We start from the raw sequence: 23,928 nt of genomic DNA, 5'->3' as shown, positions 1-23,928 counted from the left end.
GGTGCTTGGTTCGCGAACCGGGACGGGGCGACGAGGCCGCTCAGCGCAGCCGCTCGAGGCGGTCCAGCAGCGCGACCCAGAAGGCGGCCGGCAGCTCGGCGTCGACCGGCACCGAGAAGCAGCGCGCGTCGGCGAACGGCGCGCACTTGACCGCGTCCTTCTCGGTCATCAGCACCGGCAGGTCGTTGCCGAACTGCAGGTCCTCCGCGCGGTAGGCGTGGTGGTCGGGGAAGGCATGCGGCACCACGCCCACGCCAAGGCCGCGCAGCATGTCGAAGAAGCGCTGCGGGTTGCCGATGCCGGCGATCGCGTGCACGCGGATGCCGATGTAGGAGGCAAGCGCGCGCGGGCGGCCGCCGGCGATCGGCAGCGCGGCGCGGGCGCGCAGGTGCATCGGCCACTCGCCGAATCCGGTACCGCCCTGCTCCGCCCCGTGGCCCAGGTTGACCACGCGGAAGTCGCAGCAGCGGCCCCGCTCGACCGGTTCGCGCAACGGGCCGGCCGGGATCATCCGGCCGTTGCCGTAGCGGCGCGCGCCGTCGACCACCTCGATCTCCAGGTCGCGGGCGAGCCGGTAGTGCTGCAGGCCGTCGTCGCAGACCACGATGTCGCAGCCGGCCTCGACCAGCGCGCGCGCGGCGGCCGCACGGTCGCGGTCGACGCGCACCGGCACCGCCAGCCGGCGCGCCATCAGGACCGGCTCGTCGCCGCCCTCCCCGGCCGGCGTTTCCGCGGTGACCCAGCGCGGGACCTCCGGATCGTCGCGGCCGTAGCCGCGGCTGGCGATGCCCGGGCGCCAGCCTGCCTCGCGCAGCTTCTGCACGACGGCCACGGTGAGCGGCGTCTTGCCGGCGCCGCCGGCCGCCAGGTTGCCGATCACCAGCACCGGCGCGTCGACCCGCCGCTGCCGCAGCGGCCCGGCGCGGTACAGCCGGGCACGCAGCGAGGACAGGCCGGCGTAGACCGGCGCCAGCAGCCGGGCCCATGCCGGCACCGGCTCGTCGCCGAACCACCAGCCCGGCGTGCGTGGTGCGCCCTTGCTCATCCCGACCGCCCCCGACCTGGCCTCATCCCGTCCTGCGCTCGCGGAACTGCATGCCGTGCAGGTGCGCGTACAGTCCGCCGGCGGCCATCAGCTCGGCGTGACTGCCACGCTCGACCAGCCGGCCCTGGTCCAGCACCAGCACCTGGTCGGCGTGCTCGATGGTGGACAGGCGGTGGGCGATGACCAGGGTGGTGCGCTCGGGCATCAGCCGGTGCAGCGCGTCCTGCACCAGGCGCTCGGATTCGTTGTCCAGCGCGGCGGTGGCCTCGTCCAGGATCAGGATCGGCGCGTCGCGCAGGATCGCCCGGGCGATCGCCAGGCGCTGGCGCTGGCCACCGGAGAGCAGCGCGCCGTTCTCGCCGATCGGCGTGTCCAGGCCTTGCGGCAGCCGCTCGATGAATTCCCAGGCATTGGCCGCCTCGGCCGCGGCGCGGATCGCGTCCGGGCTGGCCTGCGTGCCGTAGGCGATGTTGGCCGCGATGGTGTCGTCGAACAGCATCACCTTCTGCCCCACCAGCGCGATCTGCCGGCGCAGGTCGGCCATGCGGTAGTCGTGCAGGTCCACGCCGTCGAGGGTGATGCGGCCGCTGCTGGGTTCGTAGAAGCGCGGCACCAGCCGCACCAGGCTGGTCTTGCCGCTGCCGGAGCGTCCGACGATCGCGGTCACCGTCCCGGGCCGGGCGCTGAAGCTGATGTCGTCCAGCGCGAAGCCCGGCTGGTCGCGATAGCGCAGGCTGACCTGCTGGAACGCCAGTTCGCCGCGCGCGCGGTCGATCGCGCGCGTGCCGCGGTCGGCCTCCTCCTCCGCGTCGAGGATCGCGAACAGGCGCTCGGACGCGGCCACGCCGCGCGCGATCGCGGTCTGCACGCTGGTGATCCGGCGCAGCGAGGGGATGATCGCCATCATCGCGGTCATCAGCATCACGAAGTCGCCGGCGTCGAGCCGGCCCTGCAGCGCCTCGTGCGCGGCGACCCAGACGATCGCCGCCAGCGCCAGCGCCGCCAGCAGCTGGGTCATGGCCGAGGCGCCGGCGCGGGTGCTCTCCACCTTCATGTTCAGGCCGAGGATGCGGTTGGCCAGCAGCGCGTAGCGCGAGATCTCCAGCGCCTGGGCGCCGTGGATCTTGACGTCCTGCTGGGCCGCCAGCGACTGCTCGGCGCTCGCCGCCATCCGGCCCATGCCGTCCTGGATGCCGCCGCTGATCCGGCGGTAGCGCTTGCCCACATACCACACGATCACGCCGATCAGCGGGGTGATCAGCAGCATGGCGAAGGTGACCTTGACGCTGGCCCACAGCATCAGGCCCAGCAGGTAGGCGATGGTCAGGCTGTCGGTGACCAGGGTCTTCAGCGCCTCGGCGCTGGCCTGGGTCACCTGCTCGGTGTCGAAGTTGAGCCGGCTCACCATCACCGGCGTGGACTCGGCGTCGAACTGCGCCGACGGCAGGCGCAGGTACTTGGCCAGCACCTGCTCGCGCAGGTCGCGCACCACGCTGCGGCCGGTGCGGGCCATGCCGTAGTCGGTGACGAAGGTCGCCAGGCTGCGCAGCACGAACAGGCCGACGATGGCCAGCGGCAGCAGCACCGCGTCGCGCTCGGTCGGCTGGACGAAGTTGTTGGTCAGCGGCTTCATCAGCCGCACGAAGCTGCCGCCGGCGATCGCCTCGACGGTCATGCCGACCAGCGCCGCGGCCAGGAACGGCCAGTAGCGCCGGGTATAGCCCAGCAGCCGCCGGTAGATCGGCCAGACCGGCGCGTTGCGGTCGCTCAAGACTGCGGCTCCGGGGCCGTGGCGATCGCGATCCGGCGGAAGCCGAGCTGCGCCAGCGCGTCCTGGGCGGTGACCACGGCCTGGTACGGCGTGCGCGCGTCGGCGCGCAGCATCACCGCCTGGTCGCGGTCCTCGCCCGCGGCCTCGACGATCGCCTGCTTGACCGCCTCGATGTCGGTGCGCAGGACTTCGCGCTCGCCGACGAAATAGCGGCCGTCGGCATTGACCAGGATGTTCAGCGTCTGCGCGGGCGGCGGCGCCTGCGGGCTGGCCACCGGCAGCTGCAGCTGCAGGGTCGAGCGCACGTCGAAGGTGGTGGTGATCACGAAGAAGATGATCAGCACCAGGATCACGTCGATCAGCGGGACAAGGTCGATGCCCGGCTCGTCGTAGGCGCGCTGGTCGCGGATGCGCATGGCGTGCTCAGCCGCGGACCGGGGCGGCCGGGTTCGGGCGCGCGGCGGCGACCCGGGCGGCTGCGGCCTGGGCCGCCGGCGGCGTGGCGGCGCGGGCGGTGTCCAGCGCGTCGAGCAGCGCGGTCGCCTCCTGCTCCATCTCGATCACGTAGCCGGCGATGCGGCTGCGGAAGAAGCGGTGGAAGATCAGCGCGGGCACCGCGATGATCATGCCGGTGGCGGTGCACACCAGCGCCTTGCCGATGCCGCCGGCCAGCTGGTTCACGTCGCCCAGGCCGTGGTCGAGGATGCCCAGGAACATCTGGATCATGCCGACCACCGTGCCGAGCAGGCCCAGCAGTGGACCGGACGAGGCGATCGTGCCCAGCGCGCTGAGGAACTTCTCCATCCGGAACACCAGGTGGCGGCCGGTGTCCTCGAGCCGTTCGCGGATGACGTCGCGGGGCTTGTTGCGCACGTCGAGCGCGGCGGCCAGCAAGGCGCCCAGCGGCGAGTTGCGGCGCAGCGACTCGATGTGGGCCGGGTCCAGCTGGCCCCGCGCGGCCCAGTTGCGGACCTCTTCCCCGAGCTTGGCCGGCATGACTTCAGCCCGGCGCAGGCTCCACAGGCGTTCCAGGATGATCGCCAGGGCCGCCACGCCCAGCAGCAGCAACGGCAGCATCGGCCATCCACCGGCCTTCACCAGCTCCCACACCTGAACCACCTCCGGCACCGGGCCGCATCGACGAGCGACAAGGATGACGGCAGCGCGCGCCGGGCGCCAGCCCGCCCGGCCGGGAACGCGTCGGGGCGCACGTTCTCCACCCGCCGCTGGCCCGGCCCATCCGGCGGCCCGCGAATCACTCCCGGACAGGCCCGTCCCGCGGGTGCCAGGGGCGCGGCCGCCAGGCACGGCGCTCCCGGACCGCGAGGCCGTCGGCGTCGAGCCAGAGCCGGACGGCGCCGGACGCAGGCGTGGCGAGCACCTCGGCGCCATGGCGCTGCCACCGGCGCACCACCTCCTCGCGCGGGTGGCCGAAGCGGTTGCCGTGCCCGGCCGCCACCACCGCCACCCGCGCCCGCGTGGCAGCCACGAAGGCGGCGCTGGAAGAACCGGCGCTGCCGTGGTGCGCCACCACCACCACGTCCGCCCGCACCTGCTCCGGCTGGCGCAGCAGGCGCTGTTCCACGACCTCGCCGATGTCGCCGGGCAGCAGCACCACGCCGTACCGCGACGTCACCCGCAGCACGCAGCTGGCCTCGTTGCGGAGGTAGGGAAAGTGCGCGGGCGGATGCAGGAAGGCGAACTCGACCGCGTCCCACGTCCAGCGCTCGCCGGCCTGGCATCCGCGGCGCACGTCGACCGGGGCGCCGGGTGGCGCCATCGAATCGCCCACCTCGAATGCGACGGCGACCGCCGGCCAGCCGCCGGCGTGGTCCTGGTCGGCATGGCTGACCACCACCCGGTCCAGGCGGGCCACGCCCAGCGCGCGCAGCGCCGGGGAGACGGCGCGCTCGCCGGCATCCCATCCGTCCCGCACCGCCGGGCCGGCGTCGTAGAGCAGGACGTGGTGGCGGGTGCGCACCACCACCGACAGGCCCTGGCCCACGTCGAGCACGTGCACGTCCATGCCCCCGTGCCCGGGCAGCTCGCGCGGCGGGTACAGCAACGGCAGCCACAGCAGCAGCGCCAGCGGCCGGCCCGGCAAGCCCCGCGGCAGCAGCAGCCAGAACGCACCGGCCAGGGCCAGCGGCAACGCCCATGCACGCGGCTCCGGCAGCCAGTGCAGGGCGAACGGGCTCGCCGCCATCCACCCGAACAGGCGCCAGCTCGGATCGAAGCACGCCGCGGCCAGGCGCCAGGCCCAGCCACCGGCGCCCGCGTGCACGGCGTCGAGCGCCGTGCCCAGCAGCGACAGCGGCACCACCACCAGGCTCCACCACGGCACCGCGAGCAGGTTGGCCAGCGGCCCGGCCAGCGAGGCCTGCAGGAACAGCATCGCCGCCAGCGGCAGCAGCCCGAGGGTGGCCACGCCCTGCGCGGCGAGGAAATCCCGGATCGCGTGCCCGTCCCCGCCCTGCGCCGGCAGGCACCACAGCAGCCACGCGACCCCGGCGAAACTGAGCCAGAACCCGGCCTGCAGCACCGCCAGCGGATCGACCGCGAGGATCGCCAGCAACGCCAGCGAGAGCCCCTGCCATGCACCGAGCGGCCGCCGCAGCAGGCGTGCCGCGGCCACCACCGCGATCATCAGCAGCGTGCGCACCGTGGGCAGCGCGAACCCGGCCACCGCGGCGTAGGCAGCCGCGCCGAGCACTGCGGCCAGCGCGGCCGCCAGCGGTCTCGGCCAGCGTCGCCCGAGCACGGGCGCCAGCCACCACAGTCCCGTCGCCAGCCACGCGCCGAACCCGGCCACCAGGCCGACATGGAACCCCGAAATGGCGATCAGGTGGGTCAGCCCCGCCGCACGCAGGATCTCCCAGTCCCGGTCGCCCAGTGCGCGCGTATCGCCCAGTGCGAGGGCCGCGACGAACCGCGAGGAGGGCGAGCGAACCGCCGCGGCGATGCGTTGCGCCATCGCGTCGCGCCAGGCGTCGATGCCCACCCCCGGGGCGAGTTGCCGCGCCAGCTGCGGCGATCGGACATGGCCGGTGGCGACGATCCGCTGCGCCAGGGCGTGGCGACCGGCGTCCACTCCGCCCGGATTGGACAGCCCGCGCGGTGCGCGCAGCTTCACCTGGAAACTCCAGCGCGCTCCCGGACGCAGGGCGGTGCGCGGACCGGCTTCGGTCGCGCCGAAGTCGTCGTACCAGGACAGCTGCAGGCGCCGTCCGCGCAGCGCCGCCGGCGCATCGCCGTCCACCCGGAACTCGAAGCGCGTGCGCCGGTCCTCGTGCCGCGGCAGGTCGACGACGCGTCCGGCCACGCGCACCTCGCGTCCTTCGAGGTCCGCGGGCAACCACGCGGCGAGGGCCCATCCCGCCTGCAGCGCGGCCCATGCGGCCCCGGCGAGCAGCGCGCCGCCGGGCCGGCCCGGCCATCGCCAGCCCCAGGCGAGCAGGCCCGCGAGCAGCACTCCCCAGCGCAGCGGCGCAGGCGGCAGCGCCGGCAGCAGCAGGACGCCGATCGCACCCGCCAGGCACGCCACCACGCATGCCGGCGCGAACGGATGCGGGCCGGTCCGGCCCGCGGCGGCGAAGGGGGCGGCCATACGCGAGAATGCATGTGCCAGGCGCGCCGCCATGTCGCCGCGGTCCGCTTCCGTCGATGTCGCCATGGCGCTTCCCTGCACCTTCCACGACCACAGGCTATCGCCCTGCGCCGCCACCGCCATCGGCGCAGGCGGCGGCGGGGGGTAGGAATTCCCCGGTTGCTTGCCCCTCCCGGTGCAGGGCCCTACCCTCGTCCGTGACCTAGCCATCCACGGAGCGGCCATGAAACGCGTCACGGGTATCGGCGGCATCTTCTTCAAGGCCCGCGACCCGGCCGCGCTCGCCGCCTGGTACCGCGACCACCTCGGCCTCGAGGTCGCGGGGTGGAACGGTGCGGTCTTCCGCTGGGGCGGCGACGGCAGCCCGCCGGGGATGACGATCTGGAGTCCGTTCGCCGCCGACACCGCCTACATGGCGCCGGGCACCGCTTCGTTCATGGTCAACTTCAGGGTGGCCGAACTGGATCCGCTGCTGGCTGCGCTGCGTGCCGAGGGATGCGAGGTGCTCGACCGGACCGAGACCTCCGAGCAGGGCCGCTTCGGCTGGGTCATCGACCCGGAGGGCAACAAGGTCGAACTCTGGGAGCCACCCGCCGGCCAGTGACCCGGCCACCGCGCGCGTCGACGGACCGGCAGGTGGCGTCGGGACGCGCGCACATGCCTGCCCCGTGGCCGCGGCGCTGGACCGCGCCCGAGCGCTGGCGGGAGAATGCGGCCATGAACGCACTCGCCTGCGCACTCGCCCTCCTGCTCCCCGTCGCCGCCTCCGCCGCCACGCCGGTGGAGTTCCTCAATTCCGGCAAGGTGGTGCCGGCCACGCTGCCCTTCTCCGAAGCGGTGCGCGCGGGCGACACGCTCTACCTGTCGGGCCAGATCGGCATCCGTCCGGGGACGATGGAGCTGGTCGACGGCGGCCTGGAGGCCGAGACACGCCAGACGATGGACAACATCCGCACCACCCTGCACGCCCACGGCTACGCCATGGGCGACCTGGTGAAATGCACGGTGATGCTCGCCGACATGGGCCAATGGGCCCGGTTCAACGAGGTCTACCGGGGCTACTTCGCCGGCCGCTACCCGGCGCGCAGCGCGCTCGGAGCCAGCGGCCTGGCGCTCGGCGCGCAGGTCGAGGTCGAGTGCATCGCCGTGGCCGGGGCTGGCGCGCGGTGAGCGGCGACGACCGCGGCTGTCCCGCCCACCGGATCGAGATCGAGTACTGCACCCAGTGCCGCTGGCTGCTGCGCGCGGCGTGGATGGCGCAGGAGCTGCTGTCCACCTTCGACGGGGAGATCGGCGAACTGGTGCTGCGCCCGGGCACCGGCGGCGTCTTCGAGGTCAGCGCGGACGGGCAGCCGGTGTGGTCGCGCCGGGTGGAGGGGCGCTTTCCCGACATCGTCGAACTCAAGCAGCGCGTGCGCGACGTGATCGCGCCGGACCGCCGCCTGGGCCACGCCGACCGCGGCGCCTCCGGCGCTCCCTGATTCCGCCCCCCGCAAGGATTTCCGCATGGCCTTCCCGTCCATCGTCCCGCGCCTGTCGTGCACCGTCGCCTGCCTGCTCGTGGCGTTGCTCGTCGCGCCCCGCCCGACCTGCGCCGCGCCGGCCACGGCGCAGGCGCTCGAAGGCGCATGGCGCCTGGTCGCAGGCGAGTACGTCGACGGGAACGGCCACGTCACCGATTACGCGCGCGAACGCGTGGAGGGGGTCAAGGTGCTCGGCGATGGCCACTTCGCGTTCACCACCACCCGCGCCGGGGCCTTCTGGGCCGGCGGCTCGGGCACGTTCGAGACCGACGGGACGCATTACGTCGAGGCGCCGCGCATGGCGTCCTATCCGCTGGTCGAGGGGGGGCGATACCGCTTCAGCTATGTGCTCGAGGGCGACACCTGGACGCTCGAGCGGCACGAGGATGGGAAGCGCGTGGAACGCGAGGTCTGGCGCCGGGTCGACGCGGCGCGCTGACCCTCGCGCCCGGCACGGCGACCCGCCCGGCATCGGAATTCTCCGACACCCTGAAGCTGCACGCGCCGACGGCGCGGCCGCGGCGGCCGCGCCAAGCTGGGGCATCGTCGCCAGCCCCGGCGACAGGAGGGAAGCCATGGACTGGGATGCGCGGCAACTGCGCAGGTCTTCGCGCGATGTCTGGCTGTTCGGCGTCTGCGGCGGACTGGGTGAGCACACGCCCTGGCCGGCGTGGTTCTGGCGGGCCCTGATGGTCGCGGCCACGCTGGTGACCGGCGTGGGGCTGGTCGCCTACATCGCGCTGTGGCTGTTCATGCCGCGTGGCCGTTTCGTCCCCGACCCACGGCGCGAAGAACGCACCGCCAGTGGCAGGGGCTAGCACGCGAAGCCGCGCTGCCGTCCGGCATCGAGCCGCTGCCGCAGGTCGCCCCTGCGGCTCAGTCGTCGTGGAGATCGTGCGGCGGCAGTTCGCGCAGCTTGCCTTCGTGCAGTTCCAGCACCCGGTCCAGGCGACGCGCCAGCCGGCGGTCGTGGGTGACCAGCACCAGGCTGGTGCGCTGGGCGCGGTTGAGCCCGAGCATCAGTTCGAACACGGTGGCGGCGGTCTTCTCGTCGAGGTTGCCGGTGGGCTCGTCGCCGAGCACGCAGGCCGGCCGGTTGACCAGCGCGCGCGCCACCGCGGCGCGCTGGCGCTCGCCACCGGACAGCTCGCCGGGCTTGTGCGCCAGGCGATGGCCCAGTCCGACCGATTCCAGCAGCGCGGTGGCGCGCTGGCTGGCTTCCTCCACTTCGCCGCCGGCCAGCAGCACCGGCATCATCACGTTCTCCAGCGCGGTGAATTCCGGCAGCAGGTGGTGGAACTGGTAGACGAAGCCCAGCGCGCGGTTGCGCAGGCGGCCACGCTGGGCGTCCGAGAGCATCGACATCTTCTGCCCGGCCACGTAGACCTCGCCGGCACTGGGCGTATCCAGGCCCCCGAGCAGGTGCAGCAGCGTGCTCTTGCCGGCGCCGGACGCGCCGACGATCGCCACGGTCTCGCCCGCGGCCACCCGCAGGTCCAGCCCGTCGAACACCGGGGTCTTCAGCTTGCCCTCGGCATAGGTCTTGCCCAGGCCCTCGGCGCGCAGCGCCTCGCCGGCATCGTGCATGGGGCGGTCCTTCTCATTCATAGCGCAGCGCCTCCGCCGGCTGGGTGCGCGCCGCGCGCCAGGCCGGGTACAGCGTGGCCAGGAAGCTCATCAGCAGCGCCACCACCAGGGTCAGGACCACGTCCTGGGTCTGCATGTCGGTGGGCAGGCCGGTGATGTAGTAAACGTCCTCCGGCAGCAGGGTCACGTTGAACAGCGCCTCGATGCCGTCGAGGATCCGCTCCAGGTTCCAGGTCAGGGTGACGCCGCCGACGAAGCCGAGCACGGTGCCGATGATGCCGATCAGCGTGCCCTGCACCATGAACACCTGCATCACCCCGCCCGGGGTCAGGCCCAGCGTGCGCAGGATCGCGATGTCGGCCTGCTTGTCGGTGACCAGCATCACCTGCGAGTTCACCAGGGTGAACGCGCCCATCAGGATGATCAGCGAGAGCAGGATGCCCATCACCGTCTTTTCCATCTTCAGCGAGTGGTAGAGGTTGGCGTTCTCGCGGGTCCAGTCGCTGACCCGGTAGAAGCCGGGCAGCTTCAGCGCGAGGTCGCGGGCCACCTCGTAGGCCTGGTTCATGTCGTGCAGCATCAGCCGCACCCCGCTGGCGCCGTCCATGCGCAGCACCCGCTGCAGGTCGCCCATGTGGACCACCGCCAGGCCGCGGTCGATGTCGTTGTAGCCGGCCTCGAACACGCCGCTGACGGTGAAGCGCTTGTAGCGCGGCATCGCGCCCATCGGCGTTCCCTGGAACTCCGGCAGCATCACCGTCACCGTGTCGCCCACGTCCACGCCCAGCCACAGCGCCAGCTCCTGCCCGAGCAGGATGTTGTAGCGGCCCTCGGCCAGCGAGGTGGCCGAGCCGCGCTTCATCTTCTGCGACAGCACCGAGACCTTGTCTTCGAGCGCCGGCTCGATGCCGCGGACCATCGCCGGCTGCTTGCGCGGGCCGGAGAGCAACGCTTCGGTCTCGATGAAGGGCGCCGCCCCGGACACGCGCGGATCCTGCGAGGCGACGTCCAGCGCGTGCCGCCAGTCCTGCATCGGCACGCCGTCGGCCACCACCGTGGCGTGCGCGGCGAACTGCAGCAGGCGGTCGCGGATCTCCTTCTGGAAGCCGCTCATCACCGCCATGGTGGTGATCAGCACGGTCACGCCCAGGGCGATGCCGAGGATCGAGGCCAGCGAGATGAAGGAGATGAAGCCGTTGCGGCGCTTGGCCCGCAGGTAGCGCAGGCCGATGGCCACGGGGACGGGTTTGAACATGGGCCTCTGGGGTCCGGTGCCGGCTCACCCCGGCGGTCGATGCGGCCTATGGTGCCATCGGCCGGTCGCGGCGCGAAGCGGTGCGCGCGGCTGCGGCCAGCCGCAGTTCACGACGCCGCGGCGGCGGCAGCGTGTCCGGCCACCAGACCAGGCGCTCGCTGCGCCCCTGGCGGTCGGTCACGTGCACGAAGGCGAGCGGCCCTCGCCAGCGGATGCGGCATGCATGCAGCGGGCGGCCGTCCAGCATGTCCGGCATGCCCGGAGCCATGCGCGCCGGGGCCAGCACGAGTTGCCGCCGCTGCCTGCCGGCTTCGCGCCGGGCCAGCCACAGCCCGTAGCCACCCGCGCCCAGGGCCAGTGGCCATGCGGCCGCCGGACCCAGGTCCGAACCGAGGATCGAGAGCGGCGCCAGCAGCGCCAGGGCCAGCAGCGCGGCCATCAGCCAGCGCGAGGGACGCCATTCAAGCCGGCAGGGCGCGGATGCGGGCGACGAGTGCGGCGAGTTCGGCATCCGGGCAGGCCTCGTAGCCCATGAACCAGCGCCACAGCCTATCGTCTTCGCAATCCAGCAGGCGTAGGAAAACCCCGCGCTCGGCGTGGGTGGCGGTCGGATACTCACGGGCCAGCCAGCGCTCGAACAGCTGGTCCAGCTCACGCATGCCGCGACGGCAGCGCCAGCGCAGGCGGCGCAGGTCGGCGGCCGGATCGGAGTCCTGCTGGGTCACGGGTCGGGGCTCGGGCGACGGGCCGCCATTGTCGCCGCGGCGGCCGGCGGGCGATAGCGGCTCGGGAGCACGGCGGTCGGCACCGCCATGGATGAAGCGCAGCGCCCGCCGACGGCGATGTCAGCCCTGCGCTTCGCGCTGCTTGAGCCAGCGGTTGACCAGCAGCGCCGCCAGCGTGGCCACCGCCCCCGACAGGAGGTACAGGCCGACGTACGGCAGGCCGAAGTGCGCGCACAGCCCCAGCGCCACCAGCGGCGCGAACGCCGCACCGATCAGCCAGGCCAGGTCGGTGGTCAGCGCCGCGCCGGTGTAGCGGTAGCGGCCGCCGAAGTTGCGGGTCACCGCGCCGGAGGCCTGGCCGTAGGACAGGCCCAGCAGCAGGAAGCCGACCAGCATGAATACCTGCTGCGGGATCGCGCCGCCGCCCAGCAGGGTCGGGGCGAAGCCGCTGAACACCGCGATCGCCAGCGCGGTCGCGCCCAGGGTCGGCACCCGGCCGAAGCGGTCGGCGATCACGCCCGAGGCGAGCATCCCGCCGATGGCGAGGAAGCCGCCGACCACCTGCACCATCAGGAAGCGGCTGATGTCCTGTTCGGTGAACAGCTGGATCCACGACAGCGGGAAGATCGTGACGATGTGGAACATGGCGTAGCTGGCCAGCGCGGCGAAGGCGCCGATGAACACGTGCCGGCCCTTGGCCCGGAACAGCTCGGCCACCGGCACCGGCTCCAGCTGGCGCTCGCCCAGCTGCTGCTCGTACTCGTGGGTCACGACCAGGCGCAGGCGCGAGAACAGCGCGACGACGTTGATCGCCAGCGCGGCGAAGAACGGGTAGCGCCAGCCCCAGTCGTAGAAATCCTCGTTGGACAGGCTCGAGTACAGGAACGAGAACAGCGCCGCGGCGACGATGAAGCCCACCGGCGCGCCCAGCTGGCCGAGCATCGCGTACCAGCCGCGGCGGTGCTTGGGCGTGTTCAGCGCCAGCAGCGACGGCAGGCCGTCCCACGACCCGCCCAGGGCCACGCCCTGGCTGCTGCGGAACAGCGCCAGCAGCACGATGGCGGCGGCGCCGATCTTCTCGTAGCCCGGCAGGAAGGCGATGCCCGCGGTGCTGGTGCCGAGCAGGAACAGCGCGGCGGTCAGCTTGGTGCCGCGGCTCCAGCGCGACTGGATCCACAGGAACAGCACGGTGCCCAGCGGGCGGGCGATGAACGCCAGCGCGAACACCGCGAACGAGTACAGCGTCGCCTGCAGCGGCTCGGCGAACGGGAAGAACACCTTCGGGAACACCAGCGCCGAGGCGATGCCGTAGACGAAGAAGTCGAAGTATTCGGAGGTGCGGCCGATGACCACGCCCACGGCGATCTCGCCGGGGGCGACCTGGGCGTGGGAACCGGAGTCCTGGCCGTGGACGGAGACGGTGGGGCTGGCGGGGATCGAGGACATCGCGGGGGGCTGTGCTGGGCCTGCAGGGAAGGCTACACCCGGCCGTGTGGCGAACGTGCAGTCGCCGCCGGCCCGGGGGCGGCGGTACAGGGTCCCACCATTGCGCCGGGGCGGCCATAGGACAAAACGCCCAATCGCCGCGTTCACACCCCGGGAGTAGAGTGGCACGTCGCTGCGTCCCCCCAGCTTCCCCTATTCAGATGTCCATCTCCATTCCCCTGCGCCGGCTGCTGCTGGCGGCCGGCCTGATCCTTCCGTTGGCCGGCTGCAACACGATCCTGCTCAACGCCCCGGGCGACATCGCCCGCCAGCAGGGCAACCTGATCATCGTCTCCACGCTGCTGATGCTGATCATCATCGTGCCGGTGATCGCGCTGACCCTGTTCTTCGCCTGGCGCTACCGCGCCTCGAACAAGGCCGCGACCTACAAGCCCGACTGGGACCACTCGCTGCAGCTGGAGCTGGTGATCTGGGCCGCGCCGCTGCTGATCATCATCGCCCTGGGCGCGATCACCTGGATCAGCACCCACACCCTGGACCCGTACCGGCCGCTGGACCGGATCGCCGAGGGCCGCCCGGTGCCCGAGGGGACCGAGCCGCTGGTGGTCGAGGTGGTCGCGCTGGACTGGAAGTGGCTGTTCCTCTACCCCGAGCAGGGCATCGCCACGGTCAACGAACTGGCCGCGCCGGTCGACCGCCCGATCCAGTTCAAGCTCACCTCCTCCACGGTGATGAACGCGTTCTACGTCCCCGCGCTGGCCGGCATGATCTACACCATGCCGGGCATGCAGACCGAGCTGAACGCGGTGATGAACGCGCCGGGCGACTACGAGGGCTTCTCGGCCAACTACAGCGGCGCCGGCTTCTCCGGCATGCGCTTCCGCTTCCACGCGATGGACGCGGCCGGCTTCGACGGCTGGGTGGCCAAGGTGCGCGCCGGCAACCGGCTCGACCGCGACGCCTACCTCGCCCTGGAAAAACCCAGCGAACGCGAACCGGTCCGCCACTTCGGCGCGGTCGAGGACGGCATGTTCGACGCGATCCTCAACCGCTGCGTCGACCCGCGGCGGATGTGCATGCACGAGATGATGGCGATCGACGCCGGAAACGGCCCCGGCCGCACCGGCATCGAGGGCCTGGAAGCGCGCCAGCGCGGCGACCTGCGCGGGCGCCGCTACGTGCAGTCGGCGATGTGCGCCTCCACCGACGCGCCGGCCGCCGGCCTGAACACCTCCCTTTCCCGCCTCGCTCCCTGAGCCGGCACGCGCCGCCGCGGCCATCCCGGCCGGCGGCCTGACGACGGAAGTTCCAAGCGATGTCCTCTCCGCATTCCACCTCGGCCCCGTACAACCCGCTGACCGGCTACCTGGGCTGGGAATCGTTCCCGCTGCACGACCCGGTGATCCTGTCGGCCTTCGTCGGCACGATGCTCGGCGGCATCGCGGTGCTGGCGCTGATCACCCGCTACCGGCTGTGGGGCACGCTGTGGCGGGACTGGTTCACCAGCATCGACCACAAGAAGATCGGCATCATGTACATGGTGCTGGGCCTGGTGATGCTGCTGCGCGGCTTCGCCGACGCGCTGATGATGCGCCTGCAGCAGGCCATCGCCTTCGGCGACAACATGGGCTACCTGCCGCCGCACCATTACGACCAGGTGTTCACCGCCCACGGCGTGATCATGATCTTCTTCGTGGCCATGCCGCTGGTCACCGGCCTGATGAACTACCTGGTGCCGCTGCAGATCGGCACCCGCGACGTGGCCTTCCCGTTCCTCAACAACTTCAGCTTCTGGATGACCACCTCCGGCGCGGTGCTGGTCATGCTGTCGCTGTTCGTCGGCGAGTTCGCCAAGACCGGCTGGCTGGCCTACCCGCCGCTGTCGGGGATCGACTACAGCCCCGACGTGGGCGTGGACTACTACATCTGGGCGTTGCAGATCGCCGGCGTCGGCACGTTGTTATCGGGCGTCAACCTGATCGTGACCATCGTCAAGATGCGCGCGCCGGGCATGACCCTGATGCGGATGCCGGTGTTCACCTGGACGGCGCTGTGCACCAACGTGCTGATCGTGGTCAGCTTCCCGGTGCTGACCGCGGTGCTGGCGCTGCTGGCGATGGACCGTTACGTGGGGACGAACTTCTTCACGAACGACCTCGGCGGCAACCCGATGATGTACGTGAACCTGATCTGGATCTGGGGCCACCCCGAGGTCTACATCCTGATCCTGCCGGTGTTCGGCGTGTTCTCCGAGATCGTGGCCACCTATTCGGGCAAGCGCCTGTTCGGCTACAGCTCGATGGTCTACGCCACGGTGGTGATCACGATCCTGTCCTACCTGGTGTGGCTGCACCACTTCTTCACCATGGGCTCGGGCGCCAGCGTCAATTCGTTCTTCGGCATCACCACGATGATCATCTCGATCCCCACGGGCGCGAAGATCTTCAACTGGCTGTTCACCATGTACCGCGGGCGCATCCGCTTCGAGGTGCCGATGCTGTGGACCGTCGGCTTCATGGTCACCTTCGTGGTGGGTGGCATGACCGGCGTGCTGCTGGCGGTGCCGCCGGCCGACTTCGTGCTGCACAACAGCCTGTTCCTGATCGCCCACTTCCACAACGTGATCATCGGCGGCGTGGTGTTCGGCCTGTTCGCCGGCATGACGTTCTGGTTCCCGAAGGCGTTCGGCTTCAAGCTGGACGACTTCTGGGGCAAGGTCTCGTTCTGGTTCTGGCTGGCGGGCTACTGGCTGGCGTTCACCCCGCTGTACGTCCTCGGCCTGATGGGCGTGACCCGGCGCATGAACCACTTCACCGATCCCTCGCTGCAGATCTGGTTCCAGATCGCCGCGCTCGGCGCGGTGCTGGTGGCGGTGGGCATCGCCGCGTTCCTGGTCTGCATCTTCGTCAGCTTCCGCAGGCGCGAGCAGCTGCGCGACGTCACCGGCGACCCGTGGGACGCGCGCAGCCTGGAATGGTCCACCTCCTCGCCGCCGCCGGAGTACAACTTCGCCTTCACGCCGGTGGTGCACGACAACGACGCGTGGTGGGACATGAAGCAGCGCGGGGCCAGGCGCCCGCTGTCGGGCTTCCTGCCGATCCACATGCCGAAGAACACCGCCGCCGGCGTGGTCCTGGCCGGCCTGAGCACCGTGCTCGGCTTCGCCCTGGTCTGGCACGTCTGGTGGCTGGTGGCGGCGTCCTTCGCCGCGACCGTGGTCGCCACCATCGTCCACACCTTCAACTACAAGCGCGACTACCACATCCCGGCCGAAACCGTGGCCCGGACCGAGGAGCAGCGCACCGCCCTGCTGGACGCCCATGTCTGACGCGATCGCACTGACCCGCGCCGAAGCCGCGCCGCCCGCGCACGCCCCGGACCAGTTCTACGACCTGTCCGGCGAGCACCACCCGCAGCAGGGCACCCTGCTGGGCTTCTGGCTGTACCTGATGAGCGACCTGCTCATCTTCGCCTGCCTGTTCGCGGTCTACGGCGTGCTGGGCCGCAGCTTCGCCGCCGGCCCCACCGGCGCGGACCTGTTCGACCTGCCGCTGGTGGCGGTGAACACGGCGATGCTGCTGTTCTCTTCGATCACCTACGGCTTCGCCATGCTGGCGATGCAGCGCCGGCACATCCCCGGCGTGCTGGCCTGGCTGGCGGTCACCGGCCTGTTCGGCCTGGCGTTCCTGGGGATCGAGCTGTACGAGTTCTCGCACCTGATCCACCAGGGCGCGGGCCCGCAACGCAGCGCGTTCCTGTCCTCGTTCTTCGCCCTGGTCGGCACCCACGGCCTGCACGTGACCTTCGGCATCGTCTGGCTGGTGGTGCTGATGGTGCAGGTGCAGCGCTACGGCCTGCACGCGGCCAACCAGCGACGGCTGCTGTGCCTGTCGATGTTCTGGCATTTCCTCGACGTCGTGTGGATCGGCGTTTTCACCTTCGTCTACCTGATGGGAGTGCTGCCATGAGCCGGCCCCACGACCCGCACGCCACCCACGGGCACGACGGCGTGCACCATGACGAGCACGGCGGCGAACACGCCCCGCACGACGAGCACGTGGAGGCCGCGCACGGCTCCATGCGCGACTACGTCACCGGCTTCATCCTGTCGGTGGTCCTCACCGCGATCCCGTTCTGGCTGGTGATGAACGGGGTGATCGCCGATTCGGGCACCACCGCGCTGGTGGTGCTGGGCTTCGCCGCGGTGCAGATCGTGGTGCACATGGTCTACTTCCTGCACATGAACCCGCGCTCTGAGGGCGGCTGGAACATGCTGGCGCTGATCTTCACCGTGGTCCTGGTGGTGATCGTGCTGGCCGGCTCGCTGTGGGTGATGTACCACCTCAACACCAACATGATGCCGATGTCGCCGCACGAGGCGCGCGTCCAGCCCTGAGCCGGACGACGCCGCCCACCACCGCATGAGCACGCCCGCCCCCGCTGCCCGGGCCCCGGACGGCCCCACGCGGCCGCCGCGCGGAGCGCTGGCGCTGGCGGTGCTGGCGCTGGCGTTCGCCGTGGGCTTCGCCGGGTTCGCCGCGCTGGGCGCGTGGCAGGTCCAGCGCCTCCACTGGAAACACGACCTGGTCGCCCGCGTGGACGCACGCGTCCACGCGCCGCCGGTCCCTGCCCCCGACGCCGCCGCGTGGGCCGCCTCCACTCCCGGCGCGCAGGAATACCGGCGCGTGCTCCTCCGCGGGACCTGGCTTCCGGGCCGCGACACCCGCGTGCAGGCGGTCACCGAAGCCGGCGCCGGACGCTGGCTGCTGCGACCGCTGCGGCGCGACGACGGCAGCGTGGTACTGGTCAACCTCGGTTTCGTGCCGGACCCGGCCGACGTCGCCCCGCCCGTGGACGGGCCGGTACAGGTGACCGGCCTGCTCCGCCTGACCGAACCCGGCGGCGGCTTCCTGCGCCGCAATGCGCCGGCGCAGGAACGCTGGTACTCGCGCGACGTGGTGGCCATCGCCGCGCACCATGGCCTGGACCGGGCCGTGCCCTATTTCGTCGATGCCGACGCCGGCTCGGCCGCGCAGGCCGGCCGTCCATGGCCCCGCGGCGGGCTGACGGTGGTACGGTTCCGCGACAACCACCTGGGCTATGCGCTGACCTGGTTCGCGCTGGCCCTGCTGGTGGCGGGCGGTGCCGGGCGCTTCGCGCTGGAGGAATGGCGCATCCGTCGCCACTGGCGCGACCACGGCACGAGGGAGCCACGGGATGCAGCAAACGGAAACGCCGGCGCCGGCGGCCGGTAAGCACCACGCGCTGGAAAGCGCGCGCACCGACACCGCCCGCGGCGCGGGCATGCGCAACATGCAGCAGCTGATCCAGCTGCGCTGGATCGCCATCGTCGGCCAGGTCGCGACGATCTGCTTCGTCCACTTCGTGCTCGACATCCGCCTGCCGCTGCTGACCATGCTCAACGTGGCCGGTTACCTGGCCGCGTTCAACCTCGCCAGCCTGGTGTTCTGGCGCCCGCGCCAGGACGTGGGCGACGCGGCCCTGCTGGCCGCGCTGCTGGTGGACGTGGCCGCGCTGACCGCGCAGCTGCACCTGAGCGGCGGCATCACCAACCCGTTCGTGTTCCTGTACCTGCTGCAGGTCGCGCTCGGCGCCGTGCTGCTGCCGACCTGGGGCAGCTGGGTGGTGGTGGCCGCCAGCAGCGTGGGCGTGCTGGGGCTGGTCCTGTTCCACGGCCCGGTGACGCTGACCGTCGACCCCTCGCGCGGCATCGCCGACCCCTACGTGCAGGGCCTGCTCGCCTGCTTCCTGCTGGCGGCCGCGCTGGCCGCGCTGTTCATCGGCCGGATCGCGCGGATCCTGCGTGACCGCGACGCGCGCCTGGCCGACCTGCGCCAGCAGGCCGCCGAGGAGGAGCACATCGTGCGCATGGGCCTGCTCGCCTCCGGCGCGGCGCACGAGCTCGGCACGCCGCTGGCGACGCTGTCGGTGCTGCTCGGCGACTGGCGGCGGATGGCGCCGTTCACCGAGCACCCGGAGCTGCAGCAGGACCTGGACGAAATGCAGGCCCAGCTCGGCCGCTGCAAGTCGATCGTCACCGGCATCCTGCTGTCGGCCGGCGATGCGCGCGGCGAGGCGCCGGCGCAGACCACCCTGGCCGTGTTCCTGGACGAACTGGTCAGCGAGTGGAGCGCGACCCGGCCGGTGCAGACCCTGGATTACCGCCGCCAGCTCGACGCCGACCTGCCGATCGTGTCCGACTCGGGGCTCAAGCAGATGATCGGCAACATCCTCGACAACGCGCTCGAGGCCTCGCCCGGATGGGTCGGCCTGGAGGTCACCCGTTTCGGCGAACACGACGAGTGCCTGCGCCTGAAGGTGAGCGACGACGGCCCGGGGTTCACCTCCGAGACACTCGCCGCGTTCGGCAAGCCCTACAATTCCAGCAAGGGACGCCCGGGCGGCGGCCTGGGCCTGTTCCTCTCGCTCAACGTCGCCCGCAGCCTGGGCGGCCGGTTGGCCGCGGCCAACCGCGCGCCGCGCGGTGCCGAGGTCGTGCTGGAGCTGCCGCTGTCCGCGCTGGCCCTGCCCGCGGAGACGGCCGACCCCGACCTGGACGATGCCGATGACGAATGACCCCACCCCGCGCCGCCTGCTGATCGTCGAAGACGACGAGGCCTTCGCCCGCACCCTGATCCGATCCTTCGAGCGGCGCGGCTACGAAGTGCGCCACGCGGCCGGCCCGGCCGAACTGGAAGCGGTGCTGGACGGCTTCGCCCCCGGTTACGCGGTGGTCGACCTCAAGCTCGGCGGCGGATCCGGGCTGACCTGCGTGCAGGCGCTGCATGCGCGCGACCCGGACATGCTGATCGTGGTGCTCACCGGCTACGCCAGCATCGCCACCGCGGTGGAGGCGATCAAGCTCGGCGCCTGCCACTACCTGGCCAAGCCTTCCAACACCGACGACATCGAGGCCGCGTTCGGCCGCGCCGAGGGCGACGCGGACGTCGGCCTCGGCCAGCGCCCCACCTCGATCAAGACCCTGGAGTGGGAGCGCATCCACGAGGTGCTGGCCGAAACCGGCTTCAACGTCTCCGAGACCGCGCGGCGGCTGGGCATGCACCGGCGCACGCTGGCGCGCAAGCTGGGCAAGCAGCAGGTCAAGTAGCGGGCTGCGCGCCCGCGCGGCCCCCGGAAACGGAAAGGCCCGGATGCCCGGGCCTTTCACGCGACGCATGGACGACGATCGTCAGGCGCGGCGCGCCATCATCAGCTTCTTGATCTCGGCGATCGCCAATGCCGGGTTCAGGCCCTTCGGGCAGGTCCGCGCGCAGTTCATGATGGTGTGGCAGCGGTACAGCTTGAACGGGTCCTCGAGGTCGTCCAGGCGCGCGCCGGTGTCCTCGTCGCGCGAATCGATGATCCAGCGGTAGGCCTGCAGCAGGATCGCCGGGCCGAGGTAGCGCTCGCCGTTCCACCAGTAGCTCGGGCAGCTGGTCGAGCAGCACGCGCACAGGATGCACTCGTACAGGCCGTCGAGCTTCTTGCGGTCTTCCGGCGACTGCAGCCGCTCGCGGTCCGGCGGCGCCGGGGTCTGGGTGCGGATCCAGGGCTTGATCGAGGCGTACTGCGCGTAGAAGTGGGTCAGGTCCGGGACCAGGTCCTTGACCACGTTCATGTGCGGCAGCGGGTAGATCGGCACCTCGGCCTTGCCGCAGTCGCTGATCGCCTTGGTGCAGGCCAGCGTGTTGGTGCCGTCGATGTTCATCGCGCACGAACCGCAGATGCCTTCGCGGCAGGAGCGGCGGAAGGTCAGGGTCGGGTCGATCTCGTTCTTGATCTTGATCAGCGCGTCCAGGACCATCGGCCCGCACGCGGCCAGGTCGACCTCGTACGTGTCGGTGCGCGGGTTGGCGCCGTCTTCCGGGTTCCAGCGGTAGACCTTGAACGTGCGCGGGTTCTTCGCGCCCTGGGCCGGGAAGTGCTTGCCCTTCTTGACCGTGGAATTCTTCGGGAGGCTGAACTCTGCCATGGCTGATCTCGTTGGCTCAGGCGGCCCGCGGGGCGAGCGTGGCGCGCGCCGTGCGCGCGTCGTGGAGGGTGGGGGTCGTGGCCGACATCACCGGCTCAGTACACGCGCGGCTTCGGCGGCACCACGGCCACGTCGTCGCTGAGCGTGTACATGTGCACCGGGCGGTAATCGAAGCTGCAGCCGCCCTTCTCGTCGACCGTGACCAGGGTGTGCTTCTGCCAGTTGGCGTCGTCGCGCTCCGGGTAGTCCTCGTGCGCGTGGGCGCCGCGGCTTTCCTTGCGCTGCTCGGCCGAATTGATCGTCGCCACCGCGTTCAGCAGCAGGTTGTGCAGCTCGTAGGTCTCGATCAGGTCCGAATTCCAGACCAGCGAGCGGTCGGAGACCTTCACGTCCTCGAAGCTGGCGAAGATGTCCTTCATCTTCGAGCAGCCTTCCTGCAGGGTCTTGCTGGTCCGGAACACCGCCGCGTCCGACTGCATCGTGCGTTGCATGTTGTCGCGGATCACCGCCGTCGGGGTGCCGCCGTCCGCGTTGCGCAGCTTGTCCAGGTGCGACAGCGCCTTGTCGCAGGCGTCCGACGCCAGCGGCTTGTGCGGGGCGTTGGTGCGGATCGTCTCGGCGCAGCGGTTGGCCACCGCGCGTCCGAACACCACCAGGTCGAGCAGCGAATTGGAGCCCAGGCGGTTGGCGCCGTGCACCGACACGCAGGCCGCCTCGCCGATCGCATACAGGCCCGGCACCACCGCATCGTTGTTGTCGCCGACCTTGCGCACCACTTCGCCGTGGTAGTTGGTCGGGATGCCGCCCATGTTGTAGTGCACGGTCGGGATCACCGGGATCGGCTGCCTGGCCACGTCCACGCCGGCGAAGATGTGCGCGCTTTCTGCAATACCCGGCAGCTTCTCGTTGATCACTTCCGGGCCCAGGTGGGTCAGGTCGAGCAGGATGTGGTCCTTGTGCTCGCCGACGCCGCGGCCCTCGCGGATCTCGATGGTCATCGACCGGCTGACCACGTCGCGCGAGGCCAGGTCCTTGTAGTGCGGGGCGTAGCGCTCCATGAAGCGCTCGCCGTTCGAGTTGCGCAGGATGCCGCCTTCGCCGCGCACGCCCTCGGTGATCAGGCAGCCGGCGCCGTAGATGCCGGTGGGGTGGAACTGCACGAACTCCATGTCCTGCATCGGCAGGCCGGCGCGCATCACCAGGCCGCCGCCGTCGCCGGTGCAGGTGTGGGCGGAAGTCGCGCTGAAGTACGCGCGGCCGTAGCCACCGGTCGCCAGGACCACGCCGTGGGCGCGGAACAGGTGCAGCGAGCCTTCGGCCATGTCCAGCGCGAGCACGCCGCGGCAGGCGCCTTCCTCGTCGAAGATCAGGTCGAGCGCGAAGTACTCGATCATGAAGCGCGCGTCGTGCGCCAGCGACTGCTGGTACAGCGTGTGCAGCATGGCGTGGCCGGTGCGGTCGGCCGCCGCGCAGGTGCGCTGCGCCGGCGGGCCCTCGCCGAAGCGGGTGGTCATGCCGCCGAACGGGCGCTGGTAGATCTTGCCGTCCTCGGTGCGCGAGAACGGGACGCCGTAGTGCTCCAGCTCGATGATCGCCGGGATCGCCTCGCGGCACATGTACTCGATCGCGTCCTGGTCGCCCAGCCAGTCCGAGCCCTTGATCGTGTCGAAGAAGTGGTAGCGCCAGTCGTCCTCGCCCATGTTGCCCAGCGCGGCGGAGATGCCGCCCTGCGCGGCGACGGTGTGCGAGCGCGTCGGGAAGACCTTGGTCAGGCAGACCGTCTGCAGGCCCTTCTGGGCCAGGCCGAAGGTGGCGCGCAGGCCGGCGCCGCCGGCGCCGACGACGACCATGTCGTACTTGTGTTCGGTGATCTTGTAGGCGGACATCGGGTAATCGTTCCTTTGCGCGCGGTCAGCCGGCCAGCGCGATGCGGGCCACGGCGAAGATGCTGACGATCGCGCCCAGCACCGCGATGAACTTCACGCTGACCTGCAGGGCCAGCGCGGCGAGCGAATTGTGGATGTAGTCCTCGAGCACGACCTGCAGGCCGAGCTGCGCGTGCCAGAACGACGCCACCAGGAAGCCGACCAGCAGCACCGCGTTCCACGGCTTGGACACCGCGTCGGCGGCGGTCAGGTAGTCGCTGCCGACCAGGCCGACGACGAAATACACGAACCAGATGCCGAGGAAGACCAGCGCGGTGGCGGTCAGGCGCTGGTGGACGAAGTGCTCGGTGCCGGTCTTGGCGGTGCCGAGCCCGCGCACGTTCTTCAGGGGAGTGCGGTAGCGGGTCATGCGGCACCTCCGTTGAGGGCGCAGGCCCAGATCAGCGCGGTGATGGCCAGGCTGCCGGCCACCGACAGCCAGCTGTTGCGCACGAACGCCGGAATGCTGAAGCCGTGGCCGAAGTCCTGGACCACGTGGCGGATGCCGTTGCACAGGTGGTAGGCGAAGGCCCAGCTCCAGCCGAACAGGAAAACCTGGCCGTACCAGGCGCCGGCGTGGGTGGTGAAGCAGGTCCAGGACTCGGGACCGAGCATCAGGGCCAGCAGGCCTGCGGCGATGACTAGCGCGCCGGCGGCCAGGACGATGCCGGTGGCGCGGTGCAGGATCGAGGTCACCATCTGGATCTGCCAGCGATACACCTGCAGGTGAGGTGACAGGGGGCGTTCGCGACTGCTCATTCGCTGACTCGTTGTCTCGGCTGTGCGGCGATGGGCCGCGTGGCTGGTGGCGCGGCGTCAGAAGTCGACGCAGCGTCCGTTCTTTTCCCAGTCCCCGTAGCGGGTCGGCTCCGGACCCTCGCGTCCGCCGATCTCGCGCGGCGGCGCGTTGCCGGCGTTCGCGTCGGCGCACGGCTGTGTTCCACGGTCCTGCGCGCCGGCAGGCTCGGGAACCACGGGGCTTTGACCTATCATGGGACTCCTTGCAACGCACAAAATTTTAAGCCCGCGTGAACGGGCCTGACAACCAGCC

General features: G+C 71.2%; 26 protein-coding genes and 1 pseudogene. 12 read left to right on the top strand and 15 right to left on the bottom strand.

The genetic code is table 11. The features are described from left to right. Positions 1-40 precede the first annotated feature (40 nt). From lpxK to ACA089_RS03050, 5 genes and pseudogenes are all read right to left on the bottom strand, one after another. Positions 41-1,045: a tetraacyldisaccharide 4'-kinase gene (gene lpxK / locus ACA089_RS03070; protein WP_372013264.1), complete on the bottom strand. Its 1,005-nt coding sequence runs from the start codon at positions 1,043-1,045 to the stop codon at positions 41-43. 22 nt (positions 1,046-1,067) lie between these two features. Continuing rightward, a complete protein-coding gene (gene msbA, locus ACA089_RS03065; protein WP_372013262.1) occupies positions 1,068-2,816 on the bottom strand; it encodes a lipid A export permease/ATP-binding protein MsbA in 1,749 nt (582 codons plus the stop codon). Beyond that, on the bottom strand, positions 2,813-3,232 hold the full coding sequence (locus ACA089_RS03060; RefSeq protein WP_372013260.1) for an ExbD/TolR family protein: 420 nt from the start codon (positions 3,230-3,232) through the stop codon (positions 2,813-2,815). The genes msbA and ACA089_RS03060 overlap by 4 nt, the downstream gene beginning before the upstream one ends. A gap of 7 nt (positions 3,233-3,239) precedes the next feature. After that, the gene (locus ACA089_RS03055) at positions 3,240-3,893 is read right to left on the bottom strand and encodes a MotA/TolQ/ExbB proton channel family protein (RefSeq protein WP_372013259.1); all 654 of its coding nucleotides are present in this window, start codon (positions 3,891-3,893) and stop codon (positions 3,240-3,242) included. Next, positions 3,817-6,423: pseudogene (locus tag ACA089_RS03050) on the bottom strand (DNA internalization-related competence protein ComEC/Rec2). The gene ACA089_RS03055 and the pseudogene ACA089_RS03050 overlap by 77 nt, the downstream one beginning before the upstream one ends. Positions 6,424-6,646: 223 nt before the next feature. On the opposite strand from ACA089_RS03050, the gene ACA089_RS03045 reads away from it, so the two are divergent. The 5 genes from ACA089_RS03045 to ACA089_RS03025 all read left to right on the top strand — a co-directional run bounded on the left by ACA089_RS03045 (position 6,647) and on the right by ACA089_RS03025 (position 8,764). Next, positions 6,647-7,027 (top strand): VOC family protein, encoded by a 381-nt coding sequence (locus tag ACA089_RS03045; protein WP_372013257.1) that lies wholly within the window; start codon positions 6,647-6,649, stop codon positions 7,025-7,027. A 113-nt stretch (positions 7,028-7,140) separates the two neighbouring features. Next, positions 7,141-7,593: a Rid family detoxifying hydrolase gene (locus ACA089_RS03040; protein ID WP_372013255.1), complete on the top strand. Its 453-nt coding sequence runs from the start codon at positions 7,141-7,143 to the stop codon at positions 7,591-7,593. After that, a complete protein-coding gene (locus ACA089_RS03035) occupies positions 7,590-7,904 on the top strand; it encodes an Rdx family protein (RefSeq protein ID WP_372013253.1) in 315 nt (104 codons plus the stop codon). Before ACA089_RS03040 ends, ACA089_RS03035 begins: the two co-directional genes overlap by 4 nt. A gap of 25 nt (positions 7,905-7,929) precedes the next feature. Beyond that, positions 7,930-8,385 (top strand): lipocalin-like domain-containing protein, encoded by a 456-nt coding sequence (locus tag ACA089_RS03030; protein ID WP_372013251.1) that lies wholly within the window; start codon positions 7,930-7,932, stop codon positions 8,383-8,385. Positions 8,386-8,521: 136 nt separating this feature from the next. Then, a complete protein-coding gene (locus tag ACA089_RS03025; protein ID WP_372013249.1) occupies positions 8,522-8,764 on the top strand; it encodes a PspC domain-containing protein in 243 nt (80 codons plus the stop codon). A 58-nt stretch (positions 8,765-8,822) separates the two neighbouring features. On the opposite strand, the gene lolD is transcribed toward ACA089_RS03025, so the two are convergent. The 5 genes from lolD to ACA089_RS03000 form a co-directional block, all read right to left on the bottom strand. Then, positions 8,823-9,554, bottom strand: a complete 732-nt coding sequence (gene lolD, locus ACA089_RS03020; RefSeq protein WP_372013247.1) for a lipoprotein-releasing ABC transporter ATP-binding protein LolD — start codon at positions 9,552-9,554, stop codon at positions 8,823-8,825. Continuing rightward, positions 9,547-10,788: a lipoprotein-releasing ABC transporter permease subunit gene (locus ACA089_RS03015; RefSeq protein WP_372013245.1), complete on the bottom strand. Its 1,242-nt coding sequence runs from the start codon at positions 10,786-10,788 to the stop codon at positions 9,547-9,549. The genes lolD and ACA089_RS03015 overlap by 8 nt, the downstream gene beginning before the upstream one ends. Positions 10,789-10,834: 46 nt before the next feature. Beyond that, the gene (locus ACA089_RS03010) at positions 10,835-11,299 is read right to left on the bottom strand and encodes a hypothetical protein (RefSeq protein WP_372013243.1); all 465 of its coding nucleotides are present in this window, start codon (positions 11,297-11,299) and stop codon (positions 10,835-10,837) included. Then, complete coding sequence (locus tag ACA089_RS03005) at positions 11,250-11,447, bottom strand: FAD assembly factor SdhE (RefSeq protein WP_372017632.1); 198 nt, start codon at positions 11,445-11,447, stop codon at positions 11,250-11,252. The genes ACA089_RS03010 and ACA089_RS03005 overlap by 50 nt, the downstream gene beginning before the upstream one ends. Before the next feature lie 186 nt (positions 11,448-11,633). After that, a complete protein-coding gene (locus ACA089_RS03000; RefSeq protein WP_372013242.1) occupies positions 11,634-12,959 on the bottom strand; it encodes an MFS transporter in 1,326 nt (441 codons plus the stop codon). Between the two features lie 200 nt (positions 12,960-13,159). Between ACA089_RS03000 and cyoA the strand changes: the two genes are divergently transcribed. From cyoA to ACA089_RS02965, 7 genes are all read left to right on the top strand, one after another. Further along, complete coding sequence (cyoA, locus tag ACA089_RS02995; RefSeq protein ID WP_372013240.1) at positions 13,160-14,215, top strand: ubiquinol oxidase subunit II; 1,056 nt, start codon at positions 13,160-13,162, stop codon at positions 14,213-14,215. A gap of 98 nt (positions 14,216-14,313) precedes the next feature. Beyond that, on the top strand, positions 14,314-16,287 hold the full coding sequence (gene cyoB, locus ACA089_RS02990; protein ID WP_372017630.1) for a cytochrome o ubiquinol oxidase subunit I: 1,974 nt from the start codon (positions 14,314-14,316) through the stop codon (positions 16,285-16,287). A gap of 10 nt (positions 16,288-16,297) precedes the next feature. After that, on the top strand, positions 16,298-16,927 hold the full coding sequence (gene cyoC, locus ACA089_RS02985) for a cytochrome o ubiquinol oxidase subunit III (protein ID WP_372017628.1): 630 nt from the start codon (positions 16,298-16,300) through the stop codon (positions 16,925-16,927). Next, on the top strand, positions 16,924-17,355 hold the full coding sequence (cyoD, locus tag ACA089_RS02980; protein ID WP_372013238.1) for a cytochrome o ubiquinol oxidase subunit IV: 432 nt from the start codon (positions 16,924-16,926) through the stop codon (positions 17,353-17,355). Before cyoC ends, cyoD begins: the two co-directional genes overlap by 4 nt. A 25-nt stretch (positions 17,356-17,380) precedes the next feature. After that, positions 17,381-18,214: an SURF1 family protein gene (locus ACA089_RS02975; RefSeq protein WP_372013236.1), complete on the top strand. Its 834-nt coding sequence runs from the start codon at positions 17,381-17,383 to the stop codon at positions 18,212-18,214. Beyond that, positions 18,177-19,556 (top strand): ATP-binding protein, encoded by a 1,380-nt coding sequence (locus tag ACA089_RS02970; protein ID WP_372013234.1) that lies wholly within the window; start codon positions 18,177-18,179, stop codon positions 19,554-19,556. Before ACA089_RS02975 ends, ACA089_RS02970 begins: the two co-directional genes overlap by 38 nt. Next, on the top strand, positions 19,546-20,088 hold the full coding sequence (locus tag ACA089_RS02965) for a response regulator transcription factor (protein WP_372013232.1): 543 nt from the start codon (positions 19,546-19,548) through the stop codon (positions 20,086-20,088). The genes ACA089_RS02970 and ACA089_RS02965 overlap by 11 nt, the downstream gene beginning before the upstream one ends. 81 nt (positions 20,089-20,169) lie before the next feature. On the opposite strand, the gene ACA089_RS02960 is transcribed toward ACA089_RS02965, so the two are convergent. The 5 genes from ACA089_RS02960 to ACA089_RS02940 all read right to left on the bottom strand — a co-directional run bounded on the left by ACA089_RS02960 (position 20,170) and on the right by ACA089_RS02940 (position 23,870). Then, the gene (locus tag ACA089_RS02960) at positions 20,170-20,952 is read right to left on the bottom strand and encodes a succinate dehydrogenase iron-sulfur subunit (RefSeq protein ID WP_372013230.1); all 783 of its coding nucleotides are present in this window, start codon (positions 20,950-20,952) and stop codon (positions 20,170-20,172) included. Positions 20,953-21,047: 95 nt separating this feature from the next. Beyond that, on the bottom strand, positions 21,048-22,838 hold the full coding sequence (gene sdhA, locus ACA089_RS02955; protein WP_372013228.1) for a succinate dehydrogenase flavoprotein subunit: 1,791 nt from the start codon (positions 22,836-22,838) through the stop codon (positions 21,048-21,050). 25 nt (positions 22,839-22,863) lie between these two features. Further along, positions 22,864-23,247: a succinate dehydrogenase, hydrophobic membrane anchor protein gene (gene sdhD, locus ACA089_RS02950; protein WP_372013226.1), complete on the bottom strand. Its 384-nt coding sequence runs from the start codon at positions 23,245-23,247 to the stop codon at positions 22,864-22,866. After that, positions 23,244-23,636, bottom strand: coding sequence for a succinate dehydrogenase, cytochrome b556 subunit (sdhC, locus tag ACA089_RS02945; RefSeq protein WP_372013224.1), 393 nt, complete (start codon positions 23,634-23,636; stop codon positions 23,244-23,246). The genes sdhD and sdhC overlap by 4 nt, the downstream gene beginning before the upstream one ends. A 57-nt stretch (positions 23,637-23,693) precedes the next feature. After that, positions 23,694-23,870, bottom strand: a complete 177-nt coding sequence (locus tag ACA089_RS02940) for a DUF1674 domain-containing protein (protein ID WP_372013222.1) — start codon at positions 23,868-23,870, stop codon at positions 23,694-23,696. Positions 23,871-23,928 lie beyond the last annotated feature (58 nt).

The organism is Pseudoxanthomonas fibrivorans (assembly GCF_041464125.1).
Lineage (GTDB): Bacteria > Pseudomonadota > Gammaproteobacteria > Xanthomonadales > Xanthomonadaceae > Pseudoxanthomonas.
The sequence above is the reverse complement of the archived record's forward strand: the minus strand, read 5'-3'. Positions and strand labels throughout refer to the sequence as shown.